The following is a 23,135-nucleotide window of genomic DNA, read 5'->3' as shown; positions in this document are numbered from 1 at the left end:
CTGCTCGGGAGCGGTGAATGATGGACGGTGTCGAGTTCCGGGTGCTGGGACCGGTCGGTGTGTGGTGCCACGGCGAGCGGCTGAGTCCAACGAACGCCCAGCAGCGCACGATCCTGGCGATGCTCCTGTTGACCCCGGCCCACGTCGTCACCCTCGGCCAGCTGGTCACCGCTCTGTGGGGCGATTGTCCGCCAGCGTCAGCGCGCAATGCCATCCAGGGGCACGTGTCCCGGCTCCGCCGGCTCCTCGACGACATCCCCGGGGTCGAGCTGGTGACGGCGGGTCCGGGCTACCGGCTGAACGTGCCGCGTGAGTCGGTGGACGTGCACCGGTTCCGACGATTGGTGGGGCGGGCGCAGGCCGTTGACGCCCCGCTCGACGAACTGCTGCGTACCGCCGTGGACCTGTGGCGCGGTCCCGCGTTCGCCGACGTCGCGGGTGAGTGGCTGGCGGCGACGGCCGGGCCGGCTCTCGAGCAGGAGCGGCTCGCCGCCGTCGAGGAGCTGTCCCGGGCCGAGCTGCGCGGGGGGCGCCCGGGCGCCGCCATCGGTCGACTGACCGCCGTGGTCGCCGAGCATCCGCTGCGGGAGAACGCGGTCGCGCTGCTGATGACCGGGCTGCATCGCGCCGGCCGGCGCAGCGAGGCCCTGGACGTGTTCCGGGCGACCCGGCTCCGGCTGAGCCGGGATCTCGGCATCGAGCCGAGCGACGAGCTGCAGCGGATCCATCGCGCGGTGCTGGCGGACGATCCGCCGGCGGTGGCGGCGTCGCAGGCGGTGGCGGCGCCGGCGGTGGCGACGGCCGGTCCGTGCGCCCGTCAGCTGCCCGCCGACGTGGCGTACTTCACCGGCCGTACCGCCGAGCTGGCCGCGCTCGACGAGCTGCTGGGGTGGCGGCACACCGGTGTCGCGGTCGCCGTAATCAGTGGTGCCCCGGGGGCGGGCAAGACGGCGCTCACCGTGCACTGGGCCCACCGGGTCGCCGACCGCTTTCCGGACGGGCAACTGTTCGTGAACCTGTGCGGCTTCGACACCACGGGCGCCGCCATGGACCCGGCCGATGCGCTGCGCCGGCTGTTGGCCGGGCTGGGCGTGCCGGCGAACCGGCTTCCGGCGGCGCTGGACGAGCAGTCGGCCCTCTTCCGTACGGTGGTCGCGCAGCGACGGGTTCTGATCGTGCTGGACAACGCGCGGGACGCCGCGCAGGTCCGCCCGCTACTGCCCGGAGCTTCCGGGTGCCTGGTCGTGGTGAACAGCCGCGACCAGATGACCGGACTGGTGGTCGGACATGGTGCGACGCCGCTCGCGCTCAGCCGCCCCTCCCCAGCAGAGGCGCGGGAGTTCCTGGCCAAGCGGCTCGGCAGCGAGCGGGTCGCCCGTGAACCGCAGGCGAGCGCGGACATCGTCGAGTCGTGCGGTCGGCTGCCGCTGGCGCTGGCCGTGGTCGCCGCTCGCGCCGTCACCAACCCCCATCTGCCGCTGGCCGCGCTCGCGGCCGAGTTGCGGGAGAGTCGCGACCGCCTCGACGTCCTAGCCAACGGTGACTCGGCCACCGACGTGCGGACGGTGTTCTCCCGGTCCTACCGGGCGCTCGGTACGGAGACCGCCCGGCTGTTCCGGCGACTCGGCCTGCATGTCGGCCCCGACCTCAGCCTGTCCGCGGCGGCCAACCTCATGGGACTGCCCGTGGCGCGGACGCGAGCACTCATCGGCGAGCTGATCCGGGCACACCTGATCGAGGAACCTGTTCCGGGCCGTTACGTGTTCCACGACCTGATCCGGGCGTACGCGGAGGAGTTGGCGCGGACCATCGAGTCGGCGGCGGACCGCCGCCTGGCGCTGCGCCGGCTCCTCGACCACTACCTGCACAGCGCGCGGCTCGCCGACGCGCTCGTGGAGCCGCACCGATCGCCGATCCGGTTCGAGCCGTGCGCCGACGAGGTGCACGTCGACGAGCCGACCGACCGGCAGGAGGCTCAGGCGTGGTTCACCGCTGAGCGGGCGGTCGTGCTGGCTGCGATCGACCGGGCCGCGGCTGAGGGATTCGCCGCACACGCCTGGCAGTTGGCCTGGGCGATCAAGCCGTGGCTGAGCCGGCAGTGGCACCGCCACGACCAGGTGCGGGCGCAGCGCACCGCGGTGGCGATGGCGATGAAGGTCGGGGACACCGCGGCGCAGGCGGTGGCACACCGGTATCTGGCCGACGGGTTCGACCGGCTCGGCCAGCACGGCGACGCCGAAGTCGACTACCAGCGGGCGCTCGACCTGTACCGGATCGTCGAGGACCGGATCGGGCAGGCGCACGTCGAACTGGACATCGCCCGGATGTTCGACCGGCAGCAGCGCCACCGGGACGCGGTGTACCACCTGGAACGCGCCCTGGTCCTGTTTCGCGCCGAGTGCCACGGCGTTGGCGAGGCCCGTACCCTCGCCGCGCTGGGTTGGGAACACGCCCAACTCGGCCAGTACGGCGAGGCGCTGGAGCACTGCCGCGCCGCGCTGGCGCTGCTCCAGGCGAGTGCCGACCGCCACGGCGAGGCGGCCGGCTGGGACAGCATCGGCTACATCCACCATCAACGCGGCGAGTACCCGCTCGCCATCCAGTGCTATGAGCGCAGCCTTGAGATGTTGCAGGAGTGCGGCGACCGGATGGGCTCGGCACGTTCGCTGGTCTGCCTCGGGGAGAGCCGGCTCGCCGCCGGTGAGGCGGCCGGGGGCCGGCGGGCGTGGCAGCGGGCGATGGCTCTGTTGACCGACCTGGACGACGCCGCGGCCGCGGAGTTGGCCGAACGGCTGCGCCTGTTGCCGGCCGCGCCGCCCGGCGCCGACCAGCGGTCCGAGTCGGGGTGACCCACGGGTCGGATGCGCCGGTGTGGTGACGCCGCCGGCCGCGGCGCCACCACACCGGTCCGTCATCCGAGCGTGAACCGGAAGAATCGGGGCCGGTAGATTCCCGGGTCCCGGTAGTGGTCCCCCTTTGAACTCACCCTCGTGTCCATACTGTTCACGTTGTACGAGGCGGTGAACGTGTTACCCGAGCTCAGCGACGCGTGGACGTGCGCGTTGTAGGAGATGACGTTGCCGTTCCAGTAGCTGCCGTACGGGCCCGGTTCGGGCATCCGGTAGACCTCGGTGCGATGGTTGAACGGCCCGAACGGCGAGCACGACGTGTAGGCCATGATCCGGCCGCTGAACGCCTCCGTGCTGTCCTGGCTGAGCAGCAGATACTGGCCGTTCCACGGGGTCACGCTGTACTCGTTCGCGATGCCGGTGAGCATGTTGCGCGCATTCTGCTCCCGGAACGTCCAGCCCCATGGCGTGTAGTACTGCCAGGTACCGGTGGCGAGGTCGCTGCCCTGGACGCGGGCGATCCGCATCTGCTTGTGCGTCGGCGAGTCGTCGACGCCGTAGATGTAGGTGTAGCCGTCACCGCTGCGGCTCGCCGGCAGCAGCGCCGAGCCCCACGCCACCCCGCTGGCCGAGGGCAGGTTGCGGACCTGGACCGGGGCGTGCAGGTTGTTCAGGTCGAAGTCCGCCACGACGTTGCGGTTGAACCGGAAGTCCCACCCCCCGGAACCGAACCTCAGGTACTCCTGGTACACCACCTGGAGCCCGTTACCGGAGAGGTGCCCATCACCGACCCAGTACCAGGTGGTGGTGGACGTCGGGCCCATGATGGGGCGGGGCGCCCCGGCCGTTCCGCCGTGGTACGTGGTGAGGTTGCTGCCGTTCTGCACCACGAACGTGTTGTTCACCAGTGGCGCCGTTGTCGGTCGGGTGCCGTCGGAGTTCAGCGGGCCGATCCAGGTGTCGGAGAACAACCAGATGATGCGGCCGTCCGGCAGCTTCACCGAGTAGGTCGAGTCGCCGCCGGTCCAGCCGTCGGGGGTGGTGGCCGCGTACGAGTTGAAGGTCGACTCGGGGGCGACGTGCGTGGTGAGGCTGGTGACGTTGGGCGCGCGCAGCGCGCAGCTCCGCTCCTTCAGCGGCAGCGTGGTCTCCATGTAGGTGTCGAACGTCCTGGGAGAGTTGTCCGCGTCCTGCGAGTGGATGTCCAACTCGGTCCAGGTGGTCACCAGCGTGGCCACCATCGGGTAGGCGAAGTTCGACACGGTGATGAGCCCACCGGCGTCGGGGTACTTCACGGTCTCGATGGTCGGGTACTCGGCGAGCGTGCCGGGGCTGCCCTTGGGCGACCACACGATGATCGCGGAGCTACGGTTCGGGTCCTTGGTGGTGTCCACCATCAGCGTCGAGCAGTAGCCGCAGTCCGGGTCGCCGGACTGCGCCTTGGCCCAGAAGTCGTGGTAGACCGCGCCGCCCTTGCGCAGGGTGTCGTGGTACTCGGTGTGCGTACCGGCCGGGACGGTGTGCTTCTTGCGCGCCGGGCGGGCGTCACCCAGCCCGTCGTCGGCGGTCTCGCTGTAGCCGTACAGGAAGCTCCGCCACACGTTGTGGGCGTCCGTGTCCTGGTAGCCGTAGCGGCCCCAGACGTCCGGTGGTGGGGCGGCGTTCGCCTTCGTCAGGCGGTAGTTGGCGATGTGGTAGTCCAGCAGCATGTACTTGAAGTTCATGCTGTAGCCCTCGACAGTGTTGCGGATCGCCTCGATCGGCAGGTGGTCGTGGTTCCGGATGCTCTCCCAGGTGCGGCGCACGAAGGCGCCGTCGGTCCGTTCGGTCAGGTACGCGGGCAGCAGGAACGCCCCGTACTGGGAGCCTCCACCGAGCCCGCCCCACGAGTTCAGCGCCTGGCCGGGCTTGCGCAGCACCTGGGAGACGTTGCGGGCGTAGTCCTCGTGCTGCCTGTCGTTCGGGTCCTCGATCGGATGGAGCCCGGTCCGAACGTAGGTCTGGTGGGCCGCCCACTCGGCGGTGCTCTCCATCCACCAGTTCATCGAGCCGAACTCTTTGCCGCCCACCAAGCTCCACACGGCGTCCAAGCCCACGCTGGACTTGTCCCAGTACTGGTACTGCATGATGTGGAACAGCTCGTGCCGCGGCATGTAGTCCCACCTGGTCTCGGTGGTCGGCACCAGGATCGTCGGCTGCTGGTTCAGCCCGAACGGCAGCACGAAGGGCGCCGTGTTCTGCTGCCCGAGTATGCTGTTCACGCCGTACACGAGCACGTACGGCCTGTCCGGGCGAACGGGCAGGGGATACCCCATGGCCCGGTACTCGTTGGCCGCGATCAGCAACGCATTCAGCATGTACTGAACGGCCTTCGCCCGTCCGTTCGGGTTGTAGTCCGCCGGGACGCCGGGCTGTCCGCCACCTGCGATGTTGTACAGGATGAGGAACTCGTCGGAGCCGGCCCGGCACTTGTAGATGACGCCGTTGTACAGGAGGTCGTCGGCCGCGCAGTCGTCGGCCGCCGCGACGGCCGGTGCGGCGACCGTCGAAGTGAGGGCGCGGGAGGTGGCCGGCGCCGCGCTGGCCGACAACATCGACAGGTAGGTCAGGTACGTCGCCGGGTCCTCGATGGCGCCGGTGGGGCGCAGGCGCGCGGGCACCGAGGCCGGGGAGTCGACCGACATGGTGCCGTACCGCACGGTGTCGTCGAGCGACAACTGGCCGCGGTGGTACGCGCGGACGATCTTCTCGTGCGGTCCGAAGTCCGGCCGCTCCGCCTTCGGCGGCTTGGCCTTGCGGTCCGGCGTCACGGGCTGGTACGGCTTCGGCTGCTGGGACGCGTACCGGTCGTCCTCGGGTGCGGGCGCGGTCGGTGCCGGCCGGTCGCCGACTCGACGCGTGGTGTCGTCGGGTGACACGGCCTGGGCTTGGCCGCCGACCAGTACGGCGGCGGCCAGGGTGATCGCCGCCGTACTCATTGCCAGGATGGTTCTCACGCTGCTCCTTGCTCTGGGGTGGGCGAGACGTGCGCGCCGGGATCGCGACGCGCCGTCGGTCTACGCAGGGGGCTGCCCTCAGGATGGGCCGAGGGAAAGTAACGTGCGCCGCTGATCGGGCATTGAAATTCCCTTGAAAGTGCTATCGCCGGTCCGGTCACCGGCAGCGCCACACGATGGCCTGGAGCTTTCCCGTCGAATCGTCGGACTGTCCGGCGATGGTGCGCCCGTCATCGCTCAACGTGGTCGCGATGGTGGAGAGTCCGCCCGGCGGAGGGTCGGCGAGGTCCGGCAGGACCACGGTGGCGGCGTCGGTGCGGAGTACCGCGCGCCCCTGCCGGTCCATGCCGACCTGCCAGCCGTGTGCGTTCGTCGTCTCGGCGCCGAAGCGCAGCTCGTCGAAGACGCGCACCTCGCCGGTCTGGATGTGCCAGCGGACCGCCCGGGTAGCGGCTGCCTGGTCGGCGTCGCCCGGGCTTCCCGACCCCAAGGTCTTCGTGTCGCGGCCGGCAACGCCGATCGCCCAGCCGTTGCGGACACTGGCGACGCTCGCGGTCGCGGCCTGGACACCGTCGATGGTCGGCATCGGCAGCTGGCGGTGGGTGCCGTCGGGGAGCCAGACGTACGGCACGGTCGGGGCGATGCCCGACGCTGACGGTGTGCTTCGCCCGCCCACGGTCATGGTGCCCACGACCGTGCCGTCCTCGTCGATGTCGCGGGCCGTGGCTCTCGACGCGCCGGCGGGCAGCGGCAGCCGGATCGGCTCCGTGGTCGCCGACGGCCAGACCAGCGCGGCGTCGCCGGAGTCGTCGCCCACGATGGCCCCGGCGTTGTTGATCGCGTACGCCGATCCACGCCGTACGCCGGGCAGCCTCGACACCTTGCCGTCGTGGTAGACGTACGGGACCGGGCCGGTGTCCGCCTCGCCGCTACCTGTGAAGCTCCAGCCGACCGCGGTACCCGCCGAGTTGACGTCCTGCAGCGACTCCTCCAGGTCGCCGGGGAGCATCACCTTGTCGGCCCTGCCGTCGTGCCAGATCACCGCCTGGTAGCCGCCGGTTTTCGGGTACGAGTGGCCGACGAGGTACCGGCCGGTGGGTTCGGCGCCGGAGACCACCGCAGCCGGGGCGTTGTCCGGCGCGGGTAGCCGGTCGAGCGTGCAACTGGTGGGCGGGGTCGCCGCCGGCACGCGCCAGCCGGGGGTGCCGGGAATGACGTACGGTGGCTGCGTCACGGTGGCGACGGCGGTGGGTGCGGTACCGGTCGCCGCGGGCTGCGTCGGCCAGTGGCGGAGCGCCCCTGCCGCGACCGACGCGCCGGCGACGGCGAGCGCGGTCACCGCCGCGGCGCCCGTGTAGGCGATGCCGCGGCGGGCGCGGCGACGCCGACCATCGGCGATCGCGCGTTCGATGTCCACTCTGGAGGGGCTGTGCGGCCCCTCGTCGAGCGAGTTCAGTAGGTCACGTTCGCTCGGCATGTCTACTCCTCAATTCAAGGCGGGATGACGTGTGAAACCCCGCTCGTTGAGCAGGCGTCGCAGCGTCGCCAACCCACGAGAGGTCTGGCTTTTCACCGTGCCGGCCGAGCAGCCGAGAATCGTGGCCACCTCGTCGACCGGCAGGTCATAGCAGAACCGCAGCACCAGCACGGCCCGCTGCCGGCGAGGCACCCGGGCCAGCTCCGCCCGGATGATCTGGCGGTCTTCGATGCCGTGTTCCTCGACCGGATCCGGATCCGGCACCTTCTGGAACAGCCGGACCCGTGCCCAGGCCAGCCGCCGCTCGTCCAGGTGCGTCCGCACCAGCATGGTCCGGACGTACGCGTCGAGATGCTCGGCCGCCTGCGCACGCTTCCACTTCACGTACAGGGTGGTGATGGTCTGCTGGACCAGGTCATCAGCGCGGTGCTCGTCTCCAACCAGGAGATACGCCAGCCGTCGCAGCGCGGGCAGGCGCCCCGTGACGTAGTCGACGTACTCCCGCTCCGAGGCATCCCGCATCGTCGGTTCCCTCCGTTGGGTCATCCCCCCTCAGACGGGCGCGGGCGACCAAGCGGTTGTCCGGTCCACGGATCTGCTGTGCGTGATTTTTTCCATCCACCCGGTCAGGCAACCTCGCTGTCGTCCGAGCCCTTCTAAGGGGCATGAATCTCTCGATGGATGGCGGTTGGCTGCGCAGCCGCAGCCGCCCACTGGTCGGACTACCCACCGTGGGAGTGCTCCTGGTGGCGCTCGGGTGGGCCGTCCCCGCTACCGCTGCCAGAGAACAGGGCGGTACCCGGGGCACGTCGACCGTGGCCACCCAGGCGGCACTGCTTCCCGCCGGGCGGACGTACACGGTGACGCTGTTGACCGGGGATGTGGTGACCGTCCGGAGCACGTCGTCGGGCTGTCCCGCGGTGAGCGTGCGCCCGGCCGAGCCGAGCGGCGTGATGAACCGCAGCTGCGGCCCGGACGGGCACGTGCGGGTGGTGCCGGCCCGGGTCGCCCCGCTGCTCGACACGGTGCTGGACCCGGCGCTGTTCGACGTGACCACGCTGATCCTCAACGGCTACGACGACGCCCGCACCAAGGAACTGCCGCTCATCATCCGGCCCGGCGGGCAGGCCCGCCAGGCGAAGAGCGACCCCCTGGTCACCGGTTTGACCGATCTCCGCGAGCTGACGAGCATCGGTGCGGTCGCGGGCCGGCGCTCGAAGGCGGCGAGCGCGGCGTTCGTCCGGTCGCTCGCCACCGGCCCGGCCAAGCTCCGCTCGTCCGGCTCGTCGCCGAAGGTGTGGCTGGACCGGCGGGTACGGGCGACCCACGCCCCCGCGACCGCGATGACCCCCGCGACCGCGACCGGCACCGGCACCGGGGGCGGGTGGTGGGACCGGAACCTGCGGCAGGTCGCCGCGCCGCAGGCGTGGGACGCCGGCTACACCGGCAAGGGCACCCGCGTCGCGGTGCTGGACACCGGGATCGACGCCACCCACCCGGACCTCGCGGGACAGGTCGCGGAGAAGAAGGACTTCACGGCCGACGACGGCGACGCCGGTGATCACCACGGTCACGGCACCCACGTGGCGGCCACGATCGCGGGCACCGGTGCGGCCTCGAACGGCGCCCGACGGGGCGTGGCGCCCGACGCCCGTCTCGTCGTCGGCAAGGTCCTCGATGACCACGGCGATGGCACCGACTCACAGGTGATCGCCGGTATGGAGTGGGCCGCGAGCCGGGCCGACGTGGTGAACATGAGCCTCGGCGGCGGGGAGTCGAGCGACGGCACCGACCCGATGTCGCTCGCGCTCGACACACTGTCCACGCAGACCGGGGCGCTCTTCGTGGTCGCGGCCGGCAACTCCGGACCGCTCTACGGCACAGTCTCCGCGCCGGGCGCCGCCGCCACCGCACTCACCGTGGGCGCGGTGGACGGCGACGATGTACTCGCCGACTTCTCCAGCCGAGGACCGCTGGTCAACACCCGTGCCGCGAAGCCGGAACTGGTCGCGCCGGGCGTGGACATCGTCGCGGCCCGGGCCGCCGGGACCACCCTGGGCCGGCCGCTCGACGCGCAGTACGTGTTCCTGTCCGGTACGTCGATGGCCGCCCCGCACGCCGCCGGCGCGGCCGCCGTTCTGGCCCAGCGCCACCCCGGGTGGAACGGCGGGCGGCTCAAGGCCGCACTGACCGGCGCGACCGACCCGATCGCCGACGGCGACCCGTACACCAGTGGTAGCGGGCGGCTCGATGTGGCCCGGCCGCTGTCCGGAGTGGTGAGCGCCGAGCCGGTGGTCAACCTCGGCATCTTCGACCACCCGCAGTCGGGCACGACCGACGCGAAGCTGGCGTGGGTCAACACCGGGACCGGCTCGGCCATGGTCGACATCGCCGTTGCGGTGACCGACCACGACGGGGTCGCCGCACCGGCCGGCGCAGCAACCCTCTCCGCTCCTCGGGTTCACCTCGCCGCGGGGGCCAGCAGCGGCGTCACGCTGCGCGTCGACCGCGCCGCGTTCACGACCCGTCCCGGCCGCTACACGGCCGTGGTCACGGCCCGCGTCGGCGGCCGGGTGGCATCGCGTACGCCGGTGACGTTCCAGGTGGAGGCACCGAGCCACGACCTCACCGTCGAGACGACCGCGATTCCCGGTGCTCCGGACGAGGCGTCGGCGTGGGCCACGGTGACGGTGGTCAACCTCGACGACCAGGCCCGGTACGCCCAGGCCGACAGTGGTGAGACCGGTGAGACGCTGACCTTCCGGGTACCCGCCGGTCGGTACAGCGTCATGGCGAGCTTCATGTCCTGGTCGCCGGGGGACGAGCGTGCGGCGCTGGCCGGTGACCCGGACCTGGCGGTCGCCGGCGACACGTCGCTGCGACTCGACCTGACCAAGGCCCGCCCGCTCACGGCGAGCGTGGACGGGGTCGCCACCGAGGCCGTCTCGCTCGGCCTGACCTACATTCAGCTGCCCCGGCGGGGCGTCGGTTGGACCGACTTCGCCTTCGCCTGGGGCGACGCGGCCAGGGCGGGTAACGTGTCGGCGGTGCCGAACGACGGGACCGGCATCGGCACGTTCGACGCGTACGGGTCCTTCGGCCTGGTCGCGCCCGGCGGGAAGCAGAGCCCGTACCTCTACGACCTGATCCGCCGGTTCGACCGCATCCCGGACGATCCCGGGTACCGGGTCACCGCGGCCGAGCACGCCACCCTGGCCCGGATCGACCAGCGCTTCCACACGCTGGACCGCCCGGACTCGGTCACCAGCCACAAGCGGTACGGGCTCAGCTCGGAAGGTGTGTTCATCGCCGACACCTCCACCGAGTCGCTCTCCGGCGACCGCGTCGATCACGTGTCGCCCGGCTTCGACTGGCTGGACGAGGCGTTCTGGGACGGGATCGTCACCCAGGAGGCGACGAGACGGTACGCGCCGGGCAGCCGGCAGGCGAAGGCCTGGGTGCGGCAGCCGCTGCGTTCCGACTGGTACGACGACCCGGCGATCTCCCCGAGCGCGTGCGCACCGAGCGCGCCGAGCCGCACCAGCGGTAACCTGCACATCGAGGTCGTCACGCTCACCGACCAGCACGGGCGGTTCGACTGCCTTGCCGACGGCTGGGATCTCGACATCCCGCGTACGCTCACCCTGCAGCGTGACGGGCGGACCGTGGGCCAGGTCAACGGCTCGATCGCCGACTTCACGGTGCCACGGCAGGCCGCCGACTACCGGCTGACCTACGACATCGACGCCAGTGCCGCCCTGCCGGTCTCCCGCCGGGTCAGCACCTCCTGGACCTTCCGGTCCACCGGACCGGCCGGCACCGAAACCATCCCGCTGCCGCTGCTGTCGGTGGATTACGACCTGCCGCTGGACAGGGCGAACCGTCCCATCCCCGCCGGTACGGCGACCTTCGCCGTCCGCCAGGCACACGGCGTGCCAGCGCAACCCATCACCTCCTTCACGCTCGCTGTCTCCCTCGACGGGGGTACCACCTGGCAACCTGTGCGGGTCAACCAGTCAGGCGACGGCGCGTACCAGGCCCGCCTGCCTCAACCCACCGCTGGTCAGACGGTGTCGTTGCGGGTGATGGCGCGGGGCAAGGCCGGTGGCGGCATCGAGCAGACCATCCTCGACGCCTACCGGGCCGGATAACCCGGCCACGCACGGCGCGGTCGTCCGCGGTGCGCCACGGCCGGCGCATCGCGGACGACCTGGTGGTCTCTCCGCCGAGCGGGGGTTGTTCGTGATGGTTTCAGCTTCCAGACCGAGCTGACCGACGCTCCGCTGGACAGGTCGGTGGCGTGCGGGTGGTCGGCGGCCAGGCCGATGCCCCAGACCCGGTCGAGAGGGCTGGCCTCCACGAGCACCCGCTCAGCAGTACCGAACAGGTACACATCATGTAGTGCTCGGCCGTGGCGAAGCGCAGCCCGTCGATAGTGAACGGTGCTGGCCACCACCGGCCGTCGACGCGCAGATCGAATTGATTCGATGTATCATCGCGGCGGGGCAGGGTCACTCCGCACGGGCGTACGACGCCGGTGCACGCCATCCACCGGGCGGACCGGGCAGCCGCCGGTGGTGACCGATTCGAGCGCGGCCGGTCTGACGACGGCTCGGCGTCACCTGTGACGTGCTGATTCAGCGAGCGCGGTGCTCAGATCGTCGTCCGTGCAGCGGTCGGCCGGTTCCGTGCCTCGTGCGGTATCGGATCAGACCGAACACCGAGGAGAAACGCAAATGTACGACGTACCCGCTCGACCGAGACACCGCGCCCGGGGTGCCGCCAGGCTGCTTCTGGGCGGAGCCTGCGCCCTGGCGGTCATCGTGGCCTCGATGGCCATGGCGACCTTCGCGCAAGCCGATCTCAGCGGCCCGCCCGGGACCACACTGCAGGCCGCCGCCGAGCGCAGCGGCCGGTACTTCGGCGCTGCCATGGGGGCGGACCGTCTCAACGACTCGGGCTTCCTGACCATCGCGGACCGCGAGTTCGACATGATGACGGCCGTCAACGAGATGAAGCCCGACGCGACCGAGCCCAACCGGGGTCAGTTCGACTTCCGTGCCGGTGACGCGATCTACAACTGGGCCACCCAGCACGGCATGAGGTTCCGTGGTCACACCCTGGCCTGGCACGCTCAGCAGCCGAGATTCTGGGGAAGTCTCAGCGGCAGCGCCCTGCGGACCGCGATGATCGACCACATCAACGGCGTGATGGCCCACTACAAGGGCAAGTTCGCCTACTGGGACGTGGTGAACGAGGCCTTCGCGGAGAACGGCAGCCGGCGGTCATCGAACCTGCAATCCACCGGGAACGACTGGATCGAGGTGGCGTTCAGGACCGCGCGTGCGGCGGACCCGAGCGTGAAGCTGTGCTACAACGACTACAACATCGAGAACTGGAGCTACGGCAAGACGCAGGGCGTCTACAACATGATCCGGGACTTCAAGTCCCGTGGCGTCCCGGTCGACTGCGTCGGTCTCCAGACCCACTTCACCGGTGGCAGCTCGCTGCCGGGCAACTTTCAGCAGACGCTGTCGAGCTTCGCGGCCCTCGGGGTTGACGTGGCGTTGACCGAGGCCGACGTCACCAACGCCTCGACCAGCCAGTACCAGGGCCTGACTCAGGCCTGCATGAACGTCCCCCGCTGTGTCGGGATCACGACGTGGGGCATCCGGGACAGCGACTCCTGGCGCGGCAACGAGAGCCCGCTGCTGTTCGACCGCAACAGCAACCCGAAGGCGGCGTACACCGCCGTCCTCAACGCTCTCAACGCCGCCTCCACCACGGTGCCCGGCACGACCACCCCGCCGACCACCGTTCCACCCACCACCGTTCCACCGACCACGACTCCACCGACCACCACTCCACCGACCACGCCGCCCAGCACCGGGCAGCCGGGTGCCTGCACCGCGACGTACCGCATGGTCAACAGCTGGAACGGTGGCTTCCAGGGTGAGGTCAGCGTGGCCAACAACGGCTCCGCCACCCTCAGTGGCTGGACCGTACGACTGACATTGGCCGGGGGGCAGACCATCGCCAACATCTGGAGCGGCATCAACACCGGCACCAGCGGGGCGGTCAGCGTCCGCAACGCCGAATACAACGGATCCCTCGGCGCGAACGCCTCGACCACCTTCGGCTTCCTGGTCAACGGCAGCAGCGACGCGGCACCCAGCGGCCTCTCCTGCACCAGCCCCTGACCGACGACATGCACCAGCCCGCCGCCTCAGGACGCTGACCGGGCTCGGAGCCACCGGCTCCGGGCCCGGGTACCGTCGTGGCCGGTCGAACCCGGTTCACGACGGTCGACCGGCTGCCGGCCGGACGCTTGCCGATGCTTCTGCCTCGTCTCGGGACCCGCTGGTGGGAATCCACTGCCGGGCGACCGAAGCGAACCGCATACACTGACATGCGTCAATGCAACCGGAGCTGATGCGGTCGTGCCGGATAGCTCGGATCGCCGCAGTGCGGGGCAACCGCGCCGCAACGGTGCGAGCGGGAGCACGCAGCGCCGGATGGCCGGAAAGTGCCTGCTGGCCCGGCCCGTGTGGTGGGGACCAGCCGTCATGGAGGATGACCATGCGTAGTTTTCTCGCGGTGTTGAGCGCCGCCCTGATCCTCGGCGCCGCAGTCGGCAGCGTTCCGGCCGGCGCGTCGGGTGCCTCCCCGCCCTCGTGCCCCCGTGGCCTGCTCTTCTGTGAGGACTTCGAGCGACTGCCTCCCGGGGGGCCCAGCACGTTGAACTGGGGCGTCGACACCCGCCACGGCACGCTCACCGTCGAACGTGCCCGCCGTGGCAACCAGGTGCTGCATATCCACACGGTTGACAACGGACGCGCCTTTCTGCGCGTCGACGACTTCGCCGCGCCGGGCAACCACTTCTACGGCCGGATGCGTCTGCGCGTCGATGCCTTCCCCACCGCCCCGGACTGGGCGCACTTCACACTGGTGGAAGCGACCGGCGCCGGCAGCGCGGAGGTCGTCCGTCCGGTCGGTGGCCAGTACGCGCCCACGGTCCCCGGAACCTTCTGGGGGGTCGGCGCCGACGGCGGTCCGACCGGCGACTGGACCAACTGGCGGGAGTCCGCCCCGGTCGCCGAGGACACCTGGCAGTGCTTCGAGTGGAAGATCGACGCGGCGGACAACAGCGTCGCGGTGTGGATCGACGGCGTGGCGAACCCGGAACTGACCGCTTCCACGAGCGACCACGGCGGCAACGACGTTCCCTTCGTCCTGCCGACGGTCGACACGGTAAAGATCGGCTGGCAGCTTTACCAGGGCGGCACGACACCAGGCCAGTTTGACCTCTGGATCGACGACATCGCCCTTTCAAGTAAGCGGCTCGGCTGCTGACCTGGAGCCCCCGGTTGGCGCGGAGGCTCTCCGTCGCGTCAGTCCCGATCGGCGTCTCTGCCGGGGTGCGGCTTTGCTACCACACCCCGGCAGCGGCGTCGCCGGGCTGGTGGGGATCGATGTTGCGGCCGACGAGGTCGATCAGACCGTCGACACCGGACGGGGCGAGCACCCGCACCTGCCCGGGAACGTCACCGGCCGGGTAGCTGGCGATCGCCACGCCGAGAGCCTCGGCCCGCCGCGTATGTCACCGACGCCGGGATCTGGATCACCAGCCTGCTTGTCATCGGGCTGCTGATTCTGGGCTTCCGCGCCTACCGGTCGCCCGAGACCCGACGGCTCGTCGCGGTCCTGTGGGACCTGGGCACCTTTGGCCGCGCCCCGTGCAGCCGTTCGCGCCCCCGTGCTATGCCGCCCGCGCCGTGCCTGCGAAACGGATGAAAAAAACAAGACACAAGGTGTCAGGTTTTGGGTTGAGTATGGGTGTGTTGCTCGGCGTCGATGACGGGGCGTAAGCCGTGAATTCGGATAGATACCAACAGATAAGGACCTCCGTGCGCGAAACTTCAGAAGATCTCAAAGAGCTTCAGGCCCTCCTTGATGCCTCCCTCTCCCGTTCCACCTCGCACCTCCGCTCGATCATCAGCACTGAGCGAACATTGACCGCGGAGCAGCTCACTCAGGTCCTCACCGGCATGTGCACTCTCGCCCTGTCCACCGTGACGGCGAAGGGCGAGCCGCGGATCAGCGGTGTGGATGGGCATTTCCTGCACGGCAAGTGGCTTTTCGGCACGTCGCGCGGCGCGGCCAAGGCGCGTCATCTCGCTGCGCGGTCCGCCGTGAGCGCCGCGCACATGCGCGGTGAGGACCTGGGCGTGTTCACGCACGGGAGGGTGGAGATCCTCAACCCCCAGGACGGCGAGCCGGCCACGGACTGGCCGGACCTGCTCGCGTACCTCAAGGACTTCTATGGCGACGACCTCTTCGACTGGGACAACGACGTGGTCTACTACCGGCTGCATCCGCACTGGATGACCGCTTACGCCCCCGACATCGCAAAGGTCACTGCGGCGTCCCGATCCTGATCCGCAGCGCGGGCCGCATCGGGACCGGCCACGTGCTGAGAAATCTGGTGAAGCGGCCGCTCGGCGCCATTGATGACGACCTGCCGCGTAGTGACGTGATCGCTTCATGTCCTGCTGCACTGCGAGAGGGTGGACGAAGGTTGACTGTATTCGTAGGGGACGTGGCGAGTATGGGGCGCGAGACCATCGACGTGGTGGGTGCTCGTACCAACAATCTGCGGGACGTGTCCGTGAGCATCCCCAAGGGGCAGCTCGTCGCCTTCACCGGAGTGAGCGGCAGTGGCAGGACCTCGCTGGCCATCGACACCCTGGACAACGAAGCCCAGCTGCGGTATCTGGAAGGGCTTTCGCCGTTCGTACGGCAGTACATTACCCAGCGCAATCGGCCGAAGGTCGACCGCATTCTCGGACTCGGCGCGACGCTCGCGGTCGACCAGCGCCGTCTGAACCGCAACCCCCGCTCCACGGTCGCGACGATCATCGGTATCGACGGGCACCTAGGGCTGCTGTATTCGCGCCTTCCGGGGATCGGCCCAAACCCGGCCTGCACCCGTCTGACATCCAGCGTGTGGTGGATGCGCTCGATGTGTTGCTCGACTCGGGCAACACCGTCGTGGTGGCCGAACATGACATCCCCGTCGCCGCGTCGGCGGACTGGGTGATCGACCTGGGCCCGGGAGCCGGTCCGGATGGGGGCGCGGTGGTCGCGGAGGGCACCCCGGACGCCGTCGCGGCAGCCGACACCCCGACCGCCAGCTTCTTCCGGCGGTACGCGTCGGGCCTACCGCTCCTGCAGATACGAGAAGGCCTGCGCTGCCCAAGGGCCGGGGCGGGTCCTACGTCACGTTCGGCACCCGCGTCCACGCCCCAGCCGAGGAGGAGGGGTGGGAGCGGTCTGCCCGCTCCCACCGGGTCCTCATGAGCCGACAGCCCGGATGTCCGCTGGGCGCATTCCGCACGGTTTGCGCCCGGCCCGCAACAGGGCGGCCTACCTACCGCCAGCCGCGGTGTCGGTTCGCAGGCCCAGCCGGGTGACCGCCGCCGTGACGAGCTGGTCCGGGGGCAGCGAGAGGTCGAGGACCACGCCGGACTCGTCCGAGCCCAGCGGTTCCAGGGCCGCCACCTGGGAGTCCAGCAGGCTCGCCGGCATGTAGTGCCCGGCGCGCTGGGACAACCGTTCCCGGATCACCTCCGCCGGCCCGTCCAGGTGGACGAAGTCCAGGTCCGGCGGCCCCTGCCGCAGCAGGTCCCGGTAGGACCGCTTCAGCGCGGAACAGGCCAGCACCGTCGACACCCCCTCGGTGTTCCGGGCGGACATCCAGGCGGCGAGGTCGCGCAGCCACGGCCAGCGGGCCTCGTCGTCGAGCGGTACACCGGAGCGCATCCGCGCCACGTTGGACTCGGAGTGGAACTCGTCCGCCTCGGCGAACGTCAGCCCGGTCAGCTCGCGGATCCCCCTGGCCACGGTCGTCTTGCCCACACCGGACACGCCCATCACGACGACGTGCCGGGTCGGCCGCGGGTTGCCGTGGGTGGGGCGCCTGTCACCAGTCATGGACAGTGCCGTCCTTGAGCCGGTTGAACGGCAGGTAGGCCGGCGTGTACGGGTACCGCGCGGCGGCCTGCTCGTCGAGTTCAACGCCGATGCCCGGCTGCTCCCCGGGGTGGAGGTAGCCGTCGGCGAAGGTGAACGACTGCCGGAACACCTCGTTGGTCAGGGGCCCGTGTTGCATGTACTCCTGGATGCCGAAGTTGTGGATGGCGAGGTCGAGGTGGAGCGCGGCGGTCATGCCGACCGGTGAGATGTCCGTCGGACCGTGGATGCCCGACTTGATCTGGTATTGGGCGGCGAAGTCGAGGAGCTTGCGCATGGCCGTGATGCCCCCGGTGTGGGTGACGGCGGACCGCACGTAGTCGATGAGCTGTTCCCGGATGAGGGTCTGGTAGTCCCAGACCGTGTTGAAGACCTCGCCGATGGCCAGTGGCGTGGTGGTGTGCTGGCGGACCAGCCGCAGCGCCTCCTGGTTCTCCGCAGGGGTGCAGTCCTCCAGCCAGAACAGGTCGTACGGTTCGAGGTCCTTGCCGAGCCGGGCGGCCTGGATCGGGGTCATCCGGTGATGGCCGTCGTGCAGCAGCGGCAGCTCGGGGCCGAACTCGTTGCGTACCGCCTCGAAGACGCTGGGCAGGTGGCGCAGGTAGGCGCGGGTGTCCCAGTCCTCCTCGGCGGGCAGCGGCGTGCGCTGCGCCGGTTCGTAGTCGTACCGCTTGCCGTCGGGGCTGGGCTGCGCGGCGACCCCGTACACGGCGTTGATCCCTGGCACGGAGGTCTGTACCCGGATCGACCGGTATCCGAGTTCCAGGTGGTTGCGGATGGAGTCGAACAGTTCGGGGACGTCCCGCCCCGATGCGTGGCCGTACGCCATGATGCCGGTCCGCGAGGCGCCGCCGAGCAACTGGTACAGCGGCATGCCGGCGGCTTTCGCCTTGATGTCCCAGAGCGCGACGTCGACGGCGGCGATGGCCGCCATGGTGACCGGCCCGCGCCGCCAGTACGCCGAGCGGTAGAGGAACTGCCAGGTGTCCTCGATCCGGTGCGCGTCCCGCCCGATCAGCAGCGGGACGACGTGGTCGCGCAGATACGAGGCGACCGCCAGTTCCCGCCCGTTGAGGGTGCCGTCGCCCAGGCCGGTGACCCCGTCAGCTGTGGTGATCTTCAGGGTGACGAAGTTGCGGTCGGGGCTGGAGACGATGACGTCCGCTGCGACAATCTTCACGAGGTGCCTTTCTCGGGTAGTGCTCAGCGAAGGGTGTTTCCGGTCTCATGATCGTCGAGAAGGGACAGTTCGTCCCGGCGCGGCAACCCCTCCCAGTCGCCGTGACCGGCGACGGCGAAGGCGCCGAGGGTCACCGCGCGGCGCAGCCGGCCGGCCAGGTCGAGTCCGTCGAGGTGGCCGGAGAGGTAGCCGGCGGTGAACGCGTCGCCCGCGCCGACGGTGTCCACCGCGGTCACCGGCAGCGCCGCCGCGTGTCGGACGCCGTCGCGGGTGTACGCCCGGGCGCCGTCGGCGCCGGCCTTGACCAGTACGGTCTCCACTCCGCGCGCCAGCAGACCCGCCGCAGCCGTGGACTCGTCCGCCCCCGGTTCGCCGACAAGGTCCAGCTCGTCGGCGGAGGCGATGACGACCGAGGCGTACCCGGCCAGCGGTGCGAGCACCGCGCGGGCGGCTTCTCGCGTCCAGAGCCGGGCCCGGTGGTTGACGTCGAGGCTGACGAGCATCCCGGACCGGGACGCCGCCTCGGCCGCCCACCTGGCGGCCTCGCGGGCGCTGTCGGACAGCGCCGGGGTGATGCCCGTCAGGTGCAGCACCCGGGCACCCCCGGCGATCGGCTCACGCAGGTCCTCGACGCACAGGGCCGACCCGGCCGAGCCGGCCCGGTGGTACCGCACCCTGGTCAGGTCGGCGGTGCGCCGTTCCAGGAACAGCAGACCGGCGGGTCGGTCGGGATCCCTGGTCACGCCGTCGACGCCGACGCTCTCGGCGCGCAGCTGCCGCAGCACGTACTCGCCCAGCTCGTCGTCGCTGACCCGGCCCACCCAGGCGGCCCGGTGCCCGAGCCGGGCCAGGCCGATCGCGACGTTGGACTCCGCCCCGGCCAGGTGCATGGTCAGCGCGCCCCCGGTGGCCAGTGGTCCGGCCGCCCGCAGCGACACCAGGGCCTCGCCGAAGGTGAGCACGTCGACGGCGGTCATGAGGCCGGCGGGCGGGTCGCCGCCGCCAGGTAGGCCCGCGCCCGATGGCGCAGCGCGTCCAGGTCACCGCCGGAGGCGGCGTCCCCGACGAGCGGGCCGCCGACGCCGACGGCGATGGCGCCGGCAGCCAGATAGGCGGGCATCTCGGCCAGGCCCACCCCGCCGACCGCGACGAAGGGAATGTCCGGGAACGGGTCGCGCAGCGCCTTCAGGTACGCCGGGCCGCCGAGGGATGCCGGGAAGAGCTTCACCGCCGACGCCCCCAGCTGTCGGGCCGTGTACGCCTCGGTCGGGGTGAGCGCCCCGGCGGCGACCGGGATTCCGCGGCGCACGGCTTCGGGTACGGACTCGACGACGGCCGGGGTGACGACGAACTGCGCGCCGGCGGAGAGCACATCGGCGACGTCGGCGGCGGTCAGCACCGTCCCCGCGCCGACCAGGGCTTCGGCGGGCGCGGCCGCGCGGATGGCCTCGATGGCGTGCAGCGCGCCGGGCGTTGTGAGGGCCACCTCGACGATGCGTACGCCCTCTTTCAGCAGCGCGGTGCCGGTGGCGACCGCGGCGGCGGTGTCGGTGCCGCGGATGACCGCCAGGACGCGGGCCGCAGCGAGTTCGGTGGTCAGATCGAGGGTCATGGTCACCATTCCGCGTAGGAGCCGTCGGGGTGCCGCCACATGGGGCTGCGCCAGGCGTGGCCGCGCTTGTCGGCCGCGCGTACCGCCTGCTCGTCGATCTCGATGCCCAGGCCTGGCGCGGTGAGCCGCTCGACGTACCCGTCGACGAAGGTCAGCGGCGTCTTGTCCAGGCAGTAGTCGAGCACCTCGGCGCCGAGGTTGTAGTGGATGCCGATGCTCTGTTCCTGGATCAGGTAGTTGGGCGTGGCGAAGCCGACCTGCAGGCAGGCCGCGAGGGCGATCGGTCCGAGCGGGCAGTGCGGGGCGAGCTGCACGTCGTATACCTCGGCGAGCGCGGCGATCTTGCGTACCTCGGTGATGCCACCGGCGTGCGACAGATCCGGTTGGGCGACCGCGATGCCGGCCTGGAAGACGGGCAGGAACTCCTGTCGGCTGTAGAGCCGCTCGCCCGTCGACACGGGCGTGGTGGTGGACCGGACGAAGTCGCCGATGAGGTGGGAGTTCTCCGGTACGACCGGCTCCTCGAGGAACAGCGGCCGGTACGGCTCGAGCAGCGGGGCGATGCGGCGGGCGTTGGCGAGGGTGAACCGGCCGTGGAAGTCGACGGCGACGTCGCGGTGGTCGCCGAGCACCTCGCGGGCGGCGGCCACCCGCTGGACCACCCCGTCCAGTTCGGCGACCGACGCGATCGGGCCCATCCGTCCGGAGGCGTTCATCTTGACGGCGGTCAGGCCCGCCGCCACCTGGGCGGCGATGTGGTCGCGGACCTCGCTCGGTTCGTCGCCGCCGACCCAGCCGTAGACGCGGATCCGGTCCCGGACCGGGCCGCCGAGCAGTTGGTGCACCGGCGCCCCGTACCGCTTGCCGGCGATGTCCCAGAGCGCCTGGTCGAGGCCGGCCACCGCGCTGGCCAGGATCGGGCCGCCCCGGTAGAAGGAGCCCTTGGTCATGACCTGCCAGTGGTCCTCGATCCGCAGAGCGTCCCGGCCGATCAGGAGTTCACTGAGCTGTTCGACGGCGGCCCGGACAGTTTCGGAACGGCCCTCGCAGGTCGCCTCGCCCCAGCCGACGATCCCGGATTCGGTCTCGACGCGGACGAAGAGCCAGCGGGGGGCGACGAGGAAGGTCTCGACCCGTGCGATTGTCGTCATGGTGTCCTCAGCCCTTCGTCGCGCCGGCGGTGAGACCGGAGACGACGTACTTCTGCACGAACAGGGCGATCAGCATGATCGGCAGGGTGACGACGGTGGCCGCCGCCATCAGGCCGCCCCAGTCGATGCTGGCGTAGCCGACGAAGTCGAAGATCGCGACGGGCAGGGTCTTGGTGTCCGCGCCGGAGAGCACGAGGGCGAACATGAAGTTGTTCCAGGAGAAGATGAAGGACAGGATGCCGGCGGTGGCCACGCCCGGCACCGACAGCGGCAGGGTGATGCGGCGGAACGCGCCGATGTGGGTCAGCCCGTCCACCAGCGCCGCCTCCTCGAGTTCGGGAGGGAGGCTGTCGAAGTAGCCCATCATGATGTAGACCACCAGCGGCAGCGACACGAACATGTGGCTGAGGACGAGCACGCTGAACCCGCCGACCAACTGCAGGTTGGAGAAGACGTAGTACCAGGGCACCAGCAGCGAGACGCCGGGGATGACCCGCGCCATGAGCACCACCAGCGCCGACTTCTTCATGTTGAAGCGGCTCATCGAGTAGGCCGCCGGCACGCCGAGCAGCAGGGACAGCGCGGTGGCCGCGAAGGCCACCCAGAGGCTGTTGCCGATGAACTGGACGTAGTTCGCCTGCTTGAGGACGTTGGCGTAGTTGTCCGCGGTGGGCGAGAAGACCAAGGCCTTGCCCGTGTCGTAGATGTCGACGTTGGTCTTGAACGACGCGGCGACCATCCAGAGCAGCGGTGCGAGCAGCGCGATCACCACGACGATGAGCGCCACGAAGCGGAAGATCCGGTAGGCGGGGCGGGCCTTCATCGCTGCGACTCCTTCCTGCGGGACGTCAGGGCCCACATCGACCCGATGATGATCAAGAAGAAGATGATGAGGACCGTCGATGAGATGCCGTACTCGTTGTAGTCGAAGCTCAGGCCGTAGGCGTACACGTTGAGCGTCTCGACCTCGTGGAACGAGCCGCCGCCGCGGCCCTTGGTGGCGTAGAGGATGTCGAAGGTCTTCAGCGCGTCGATGCCGCGCAGCAGGATCGCGACGATCACGGTGGGCATCATCAGCGGCAGGGTGACGTGCCGGAACCGCTGCCAGGTGCTGGCGCCGTCGATGCGCGCCGCCTCCTGGGGCTCGTCGGAGAGCGAGGTCAGGCCGGCGAGCAGGATCAGCACGACCATCGGGGTCCACTGCCAGATGTCGATGAAGATCGTCGTCGGCAGCGCCGAGTGCTGGCCGGCGAGCCACGGCTGGGGACCGATGCCGATCCAGCCGAGAGCCTGGTTGGCCAGGCCGATGTTCGGGTCGAAGATGAGTCGCCACATCATGCCGACCGCGACCGGGGTGGCGACCAACGGCATCAGGATGGCGACCCGGACCCACTTCTGACCCCGGAACGGGCGCCACAGCAGCAGCGCGACGGCCATGCCGAGGACGACCTCGAACAGCAGCGCGACGACGGTGAACGCGGCGGTACGCCCGGCGGCCGGCCAGAACCGGTCGGTGTCCGAGAGCACCTCGATGTAGTTCTGGAAGCCCACGAACTCGGACTCGGCCCGTACCGACCCCTCGGCGTCGGTCAGGCTCAGATAGCCGGTCCAGGCCAGCGGGAAGATGATCAGCGCGGCGACGAACACCATGGCGGGCGCCGCGAAGAGCCACTTGCGGTGGTCGTTGGCCCAGCGGGCCCAGCCGGGCGTGTCCGGTGTGGCGGCGGCGCCGCGGGGTTTGGTGGGGGTGGTGACTGCTGCCATGAGATCTCCGGGGTGGGCGGGCCGAACGGGGGACCGGGGTGGCGGAGCCGGACGGCCCCGCCACCCCGCGCTCG

General features: G+C 70.5%; 16 protein-coding genes and 2 pseudogenes. 6 read left to right on the top strand and 12 right to left on the bottom strand.

All coding sequences use genetic code 11. From position 1 onward, the window contains the following. Nucleotides 1-17: 17 nt before the first annotated feature. A complete protein-coding gene (locus OG811_RS31115; protein ID WP_406070841.1) occupies nt 18-2,849 on the top strand; it encodes a BTAD domain-containing putative transcriptional regulator in 2,832 nt (943 codons plus the stop codon). 62 nt (nt 2,850-2,911) lie between these two features. Here OG811_RS31115 and OG811_RS31110 read toward each other — a convergent pair whose 3' ends face one another. The 3 genes from OG811_RS31110 to OG811_RS31100 all read right to left on the bottom strand — a co-directional run bounded on the left by OG811_RS31110 (nt 2,912) and on the right by OG811_RS31100 (nt 7,844). After that, nucleotides 2,912-5,845: a hypothetical protein gene (locus OG811_RS31110; protein ID WP_406070840.1), complete on the bottom strand. Its 2,934-nt coding sequence runs from the start codon at nt 5,843-5,845 to the stop codon at nt 2,912-2,914. Nucleotides 5,846-6,002: 157 nt separating this feature from the next. Next, nucleotides 6,003-7,322, bottom strand: a complete 1,320-nt coding sequence (locus tag OG811_RS31105) for a hypothetical protein (RefSeq protein WP_406070838.1) — start codon at nt 7,320-7,322, stop codon at nt 6,003-6,005. 9 nt (nt 7,323-7,331) lie between these two features. After that, a complete protein-coding gene (locus OG811_RS31100; RefSeq protein WP_406070837.1) occupies nt 7,332-7,844 on the bottom strand; it encodes a SigE family RNA polymerase sigma factor in 513 nt (170 codons plus the stop codon). Between the two features lie 143 nt (nt 7,845-7,987). Between OG811_RS31100 and OG811_RS31095 the strand changes: the two genes are divergently transcribed. Then, complete coding sequence (locus OG811_RS31095; protein ID WP_406070836.1) at nt 7,988-11,473, top strand: S8 family serine peptidase; 3,486 nt, start codon at nt 7,988-7,990, stop codon at nt 11,471-11,473. A gap of 140 nt (nt 11,474-11,613) precedes the next feature. On the opposite strand, the pseudogene OG811_RS31090 reads toward OG811_RS31095, so the two are convergent. Continuing rightward, a pseudogene (locus OG811_RS31090) lies at nt 11,614-11,870 on the bottom strand (DUF1768 domain-containing protein); the annotation flags it as partial. Nucleotides 11,871-12,058: 188 nt separating this feature from the next. On the opposite strand from OG811_RS31090, the gene OG811_RS31085 reads away from it, so the two are divergent. Further along, nucleotides 12,059-13,522: an endo-1,4-beta-xylanase gene (locus OG811_RS31085; RefSeq protein WP_406070835.1), complete on the top strand. Its 1,464-nt coding sequence runs from the start codon at nt 12,059-12,061 to the stop codon at nt 13,520-13,522. Nucleotides 13,523-13,901: 379 nt separating this feature from the next. After that, nucleotides 13,902-14,675 carry a hypothetical protein gene (locus OG811_RS31080; protein ID WP_406070834.1) on the top strand — a complete coding sequence of 258 codons (774 nt, stop codon included), beginning with the start codon at nt 13,902-13,904 and terminating at the stop codon, nt 14,673-14,675. Nucleotides 14,676-14,751: 76 nt separating this feature from the next. Here the strand turns inward: OG811_RS31080 and OG811_RS31075 are convergent, their stop codons facing one another. Continuing rightward, the gene (locus tag OG811_RS31075) at nt 14,752-14,895 is read right to left on the bottom strand and encodes a hypothetical protein (RefSeq protein WP_406070833.1); all 144 of its coding nucleotides are present in this window, start codon (nt 14,893-14,895) and stop codon (nt 14,752-14,754) included. Nucleotides 14,896-15,334: 439 nt separating this feature from the next. On the opposite strand from OG811_RS31075, the gene OG811_RS31070 reads away from it, so the two are divergent. Both OG811_RS31070 and OG811_RS31065 read left to right on the top strand, forming a co-directional pair. Next, nucleotides 15,335-15,760, top strand: a complete 426-nt coding sequence (locus OG811_RS31070) for a pyridoxamine 5'-phosphate oxidase family protein (protein WP_406070832.1) — start codon at nt 15,335-15,337, stop codon at nt 15,758-15,760. A gap of 170 nt (nt 15,761-15,930) precedes the next feature. Further along, nucleotides 15,931-16,290: pseudogene (locus tag OG811_RS31065) on the top strand (excinuclease ABC subunit UvrA); the annotation flags it as partial. Nucleotides 16,291-16,748: 458 nt separating this feature from the next. On the opposite strand, the gene OG811_RS31060 reads toward OG811_RS31065, so the two are convergent. Genes OG811_RS31060 through OG811_RS31030 form a run of 7 tightly spaced genes read right to left on the bottom strand, consistent with a single transcriptional unit; the run spans nt 16,749 to nt 23,061 of the window. Continuing rightward, on the bottom strand, nt 16,749-17,315 hold the full coding sequence (locus OG811_RS31060) for a gluconokinase (RefSeq protein WP_406070830.1): 567 nt from the start codon (nt 17,313-17,315) through the stop codon (nt 16,749-16,751). Next, entirely contained in the window at nt 17,305-18,534 is a 1,230-nt protein-coding gene (gene manD / locus OG811_RS31055) for a D-mannonate dehydratase ManD (protein WP_406070828.1), read from the bottom strand. Before manD ends, OG811_RS31060 begins: the two co-directional genes overlap by 11 nt. 23 nt (nt 18,535-18,557) lie before the next feature. Next, nucleotides 18,558-19,511: a sugar kinase gene (locus tag OG811_RS31050; protein WP_406070827.1), complete on the bottom strand. Its 954-nt coding sequence runs from the start codon at nt 19,509-19,511 to the stop codon at nt 18,558-18,560. Continuing rightward, the gene (locus tag OG811_RS31045) at nt 19,508-20,146 is read right to left on the bottom strand and encodes a bifunctional 4-hydroxy-2-oxoglutarate aldolase/2-dehydro-3-deoxy-phosphogluconate aldolase (protein ID WP_406070825.1); all 639 of its coding nucleotides are present in this window, start codon (nt 20,144-20,146) and stop codon (nt 19,508-19,510) included. Before OG811_RS31045 ends, OG811_RS31050 begins: the two co-directional genes overlap by 4 nt. Nucleotides 20,147-20,148: 2 nt before the next feature. After that, the gene (gene dgoD, locus OG811_RS31040; RefSeq protein ID WP_406070824.1) at nt 20,149-21,297 is read right to left on the bottom strand and encodes a galactonate dehydratase; all 1,149 of its coding nucleotides are present in this window, start codon (nt 21,295-21,297) and stop codon (nt 20,149-20,151) included. A gap of 7 nt (nt 21,298-21,304) precedes the next feature. Beyond that, nucleotides 21,305-22,120 carry a carbohydrate ABC transporter permease gene (locus OG811_RS31035; protein WP_406070823.1) on the bottom strand — a complete coding sequence of 272 codons (816 nt, stop codon included), beginning with the start codon at nt 22,118-22,120 and terminating at the stop codon, nt 21,305-21,307. After that, nucleotides 22,117-23,061: a carbohydrate ABC transporter permease gene (locus OG811_RS31030; RefSeq protein ID WP_406070822.1), complete on the bottom strand. Its 945-nt coding sequence runs from the start codon at nt 23,059-23,061 to the stop codon at nt 22,117-22,119. Before OG811_RS31030 ends, OG811_RS31035 begins: the two co-directional genes overlap by 4 nt. Nucleotides 23,062-23,135 lie beyond the last annotated feature (74 nt).

Source organism: Micromonospora sp. NBC_01638 (assembly GCF_045209745.1).
GTDB lineage: Bacteria > Actinomycetota > Actinomycetes > Mycobacteriales > Micromonosporaceae > Micromonospora.
Note: the sequence above shows the minus strand (reverse complement) of the source record. Positions and strands in the feature narration are given on the sequence as shown.

Excerpts from the sequence above, each read along its gene's own strand:
- OG811_RS31105 (WP_406070838.1), bottom strand. The coding sequence starts at position 7,322 with ATGCCGAGCGAACGTGACCTACTGAACTCGCTCGACGAGGGGCCGCAC.
- OG811_RS31050 (WP_406070827.1), bottom strand. The coding sequence starts at position 19,511 with ATGACCGCCGTCGACGTGCTCACCTTCGGCGAGGCCCTGGTGTCGCTG.
- OG811_RS31030 (WP_406070822.1), bottom strand. The coding sequence starts at position 23,061 with ATGGCAGCAGTCACCACCCCCACCAAACCCCGCGGCGCCGCCGCCACA.
- OG811_RS31085 (WP_406070835.1), top strand. The coding sequence starts at position 12,059 with ATGTACGACGTACCCGCTCGACCGAGACACCGCGCCCGGGGTGCCGCC.
- OG811_RS31035 (WP_406070823.1), bottom strand. The coding sequence starts at position 22,120 with ATGAAGGCCCGCCCCGCCTACCGGATCTTCCGCTTCGTGGCGCTCATC.
- OG811_RS31060 (WP_406070830.1), bottom strand. The coding sequence starts at position 17,315 with ATGACTGGTGACAGGCGCCCCACCCACGGCAACCCGCGGCCGACCCGG.
- OG811_RS31100 (WP_406070837.1), bottom strand. The coding sequence starts at position 7,844 with ATGCGGGATGCCTCGGAGCGGGAGTACGTCGACTACGTCACGGGGCGC.
- dgoD (WP_406070824.1), bottom strand. The coding sequence starts at position 21,297 with ATGACGACAATCGCACGGGTCGAGACCTTCCTCGTCGCCCCCCGCTGG.
- OG811_RS31080 (WP_406070834.1), top strand. The coding sequence starts at position 13,902 with ATGCGTAGTTTTCTCGCGGTGTTGAGCGCCGCCCTGATCCTCGGCGCC.
- OG811_RS31095 (WP_406070836.1), top strand. The coding sequence starts at position 7,988 with ATGAATCTCTCGATGGATGGCGGTTGGCTGCGCAGCCGCAGCCGCCCA.
- OG811_RS31115 (WP_406070841.1), top strand. The coding sequence starts at position 18 with ATGATGGACGGTGTCGAGTTCCGGGTGCTGGGACCGGTCGGTGTGTGG.
- OG811_RS31045 (WP_406070825.1), bottom strand. The coding sequence starts at position 20,146 with ATGACCCTCGATCTGACCACCGAACTCGCTGCGGCCCGCGTCCTGGCG.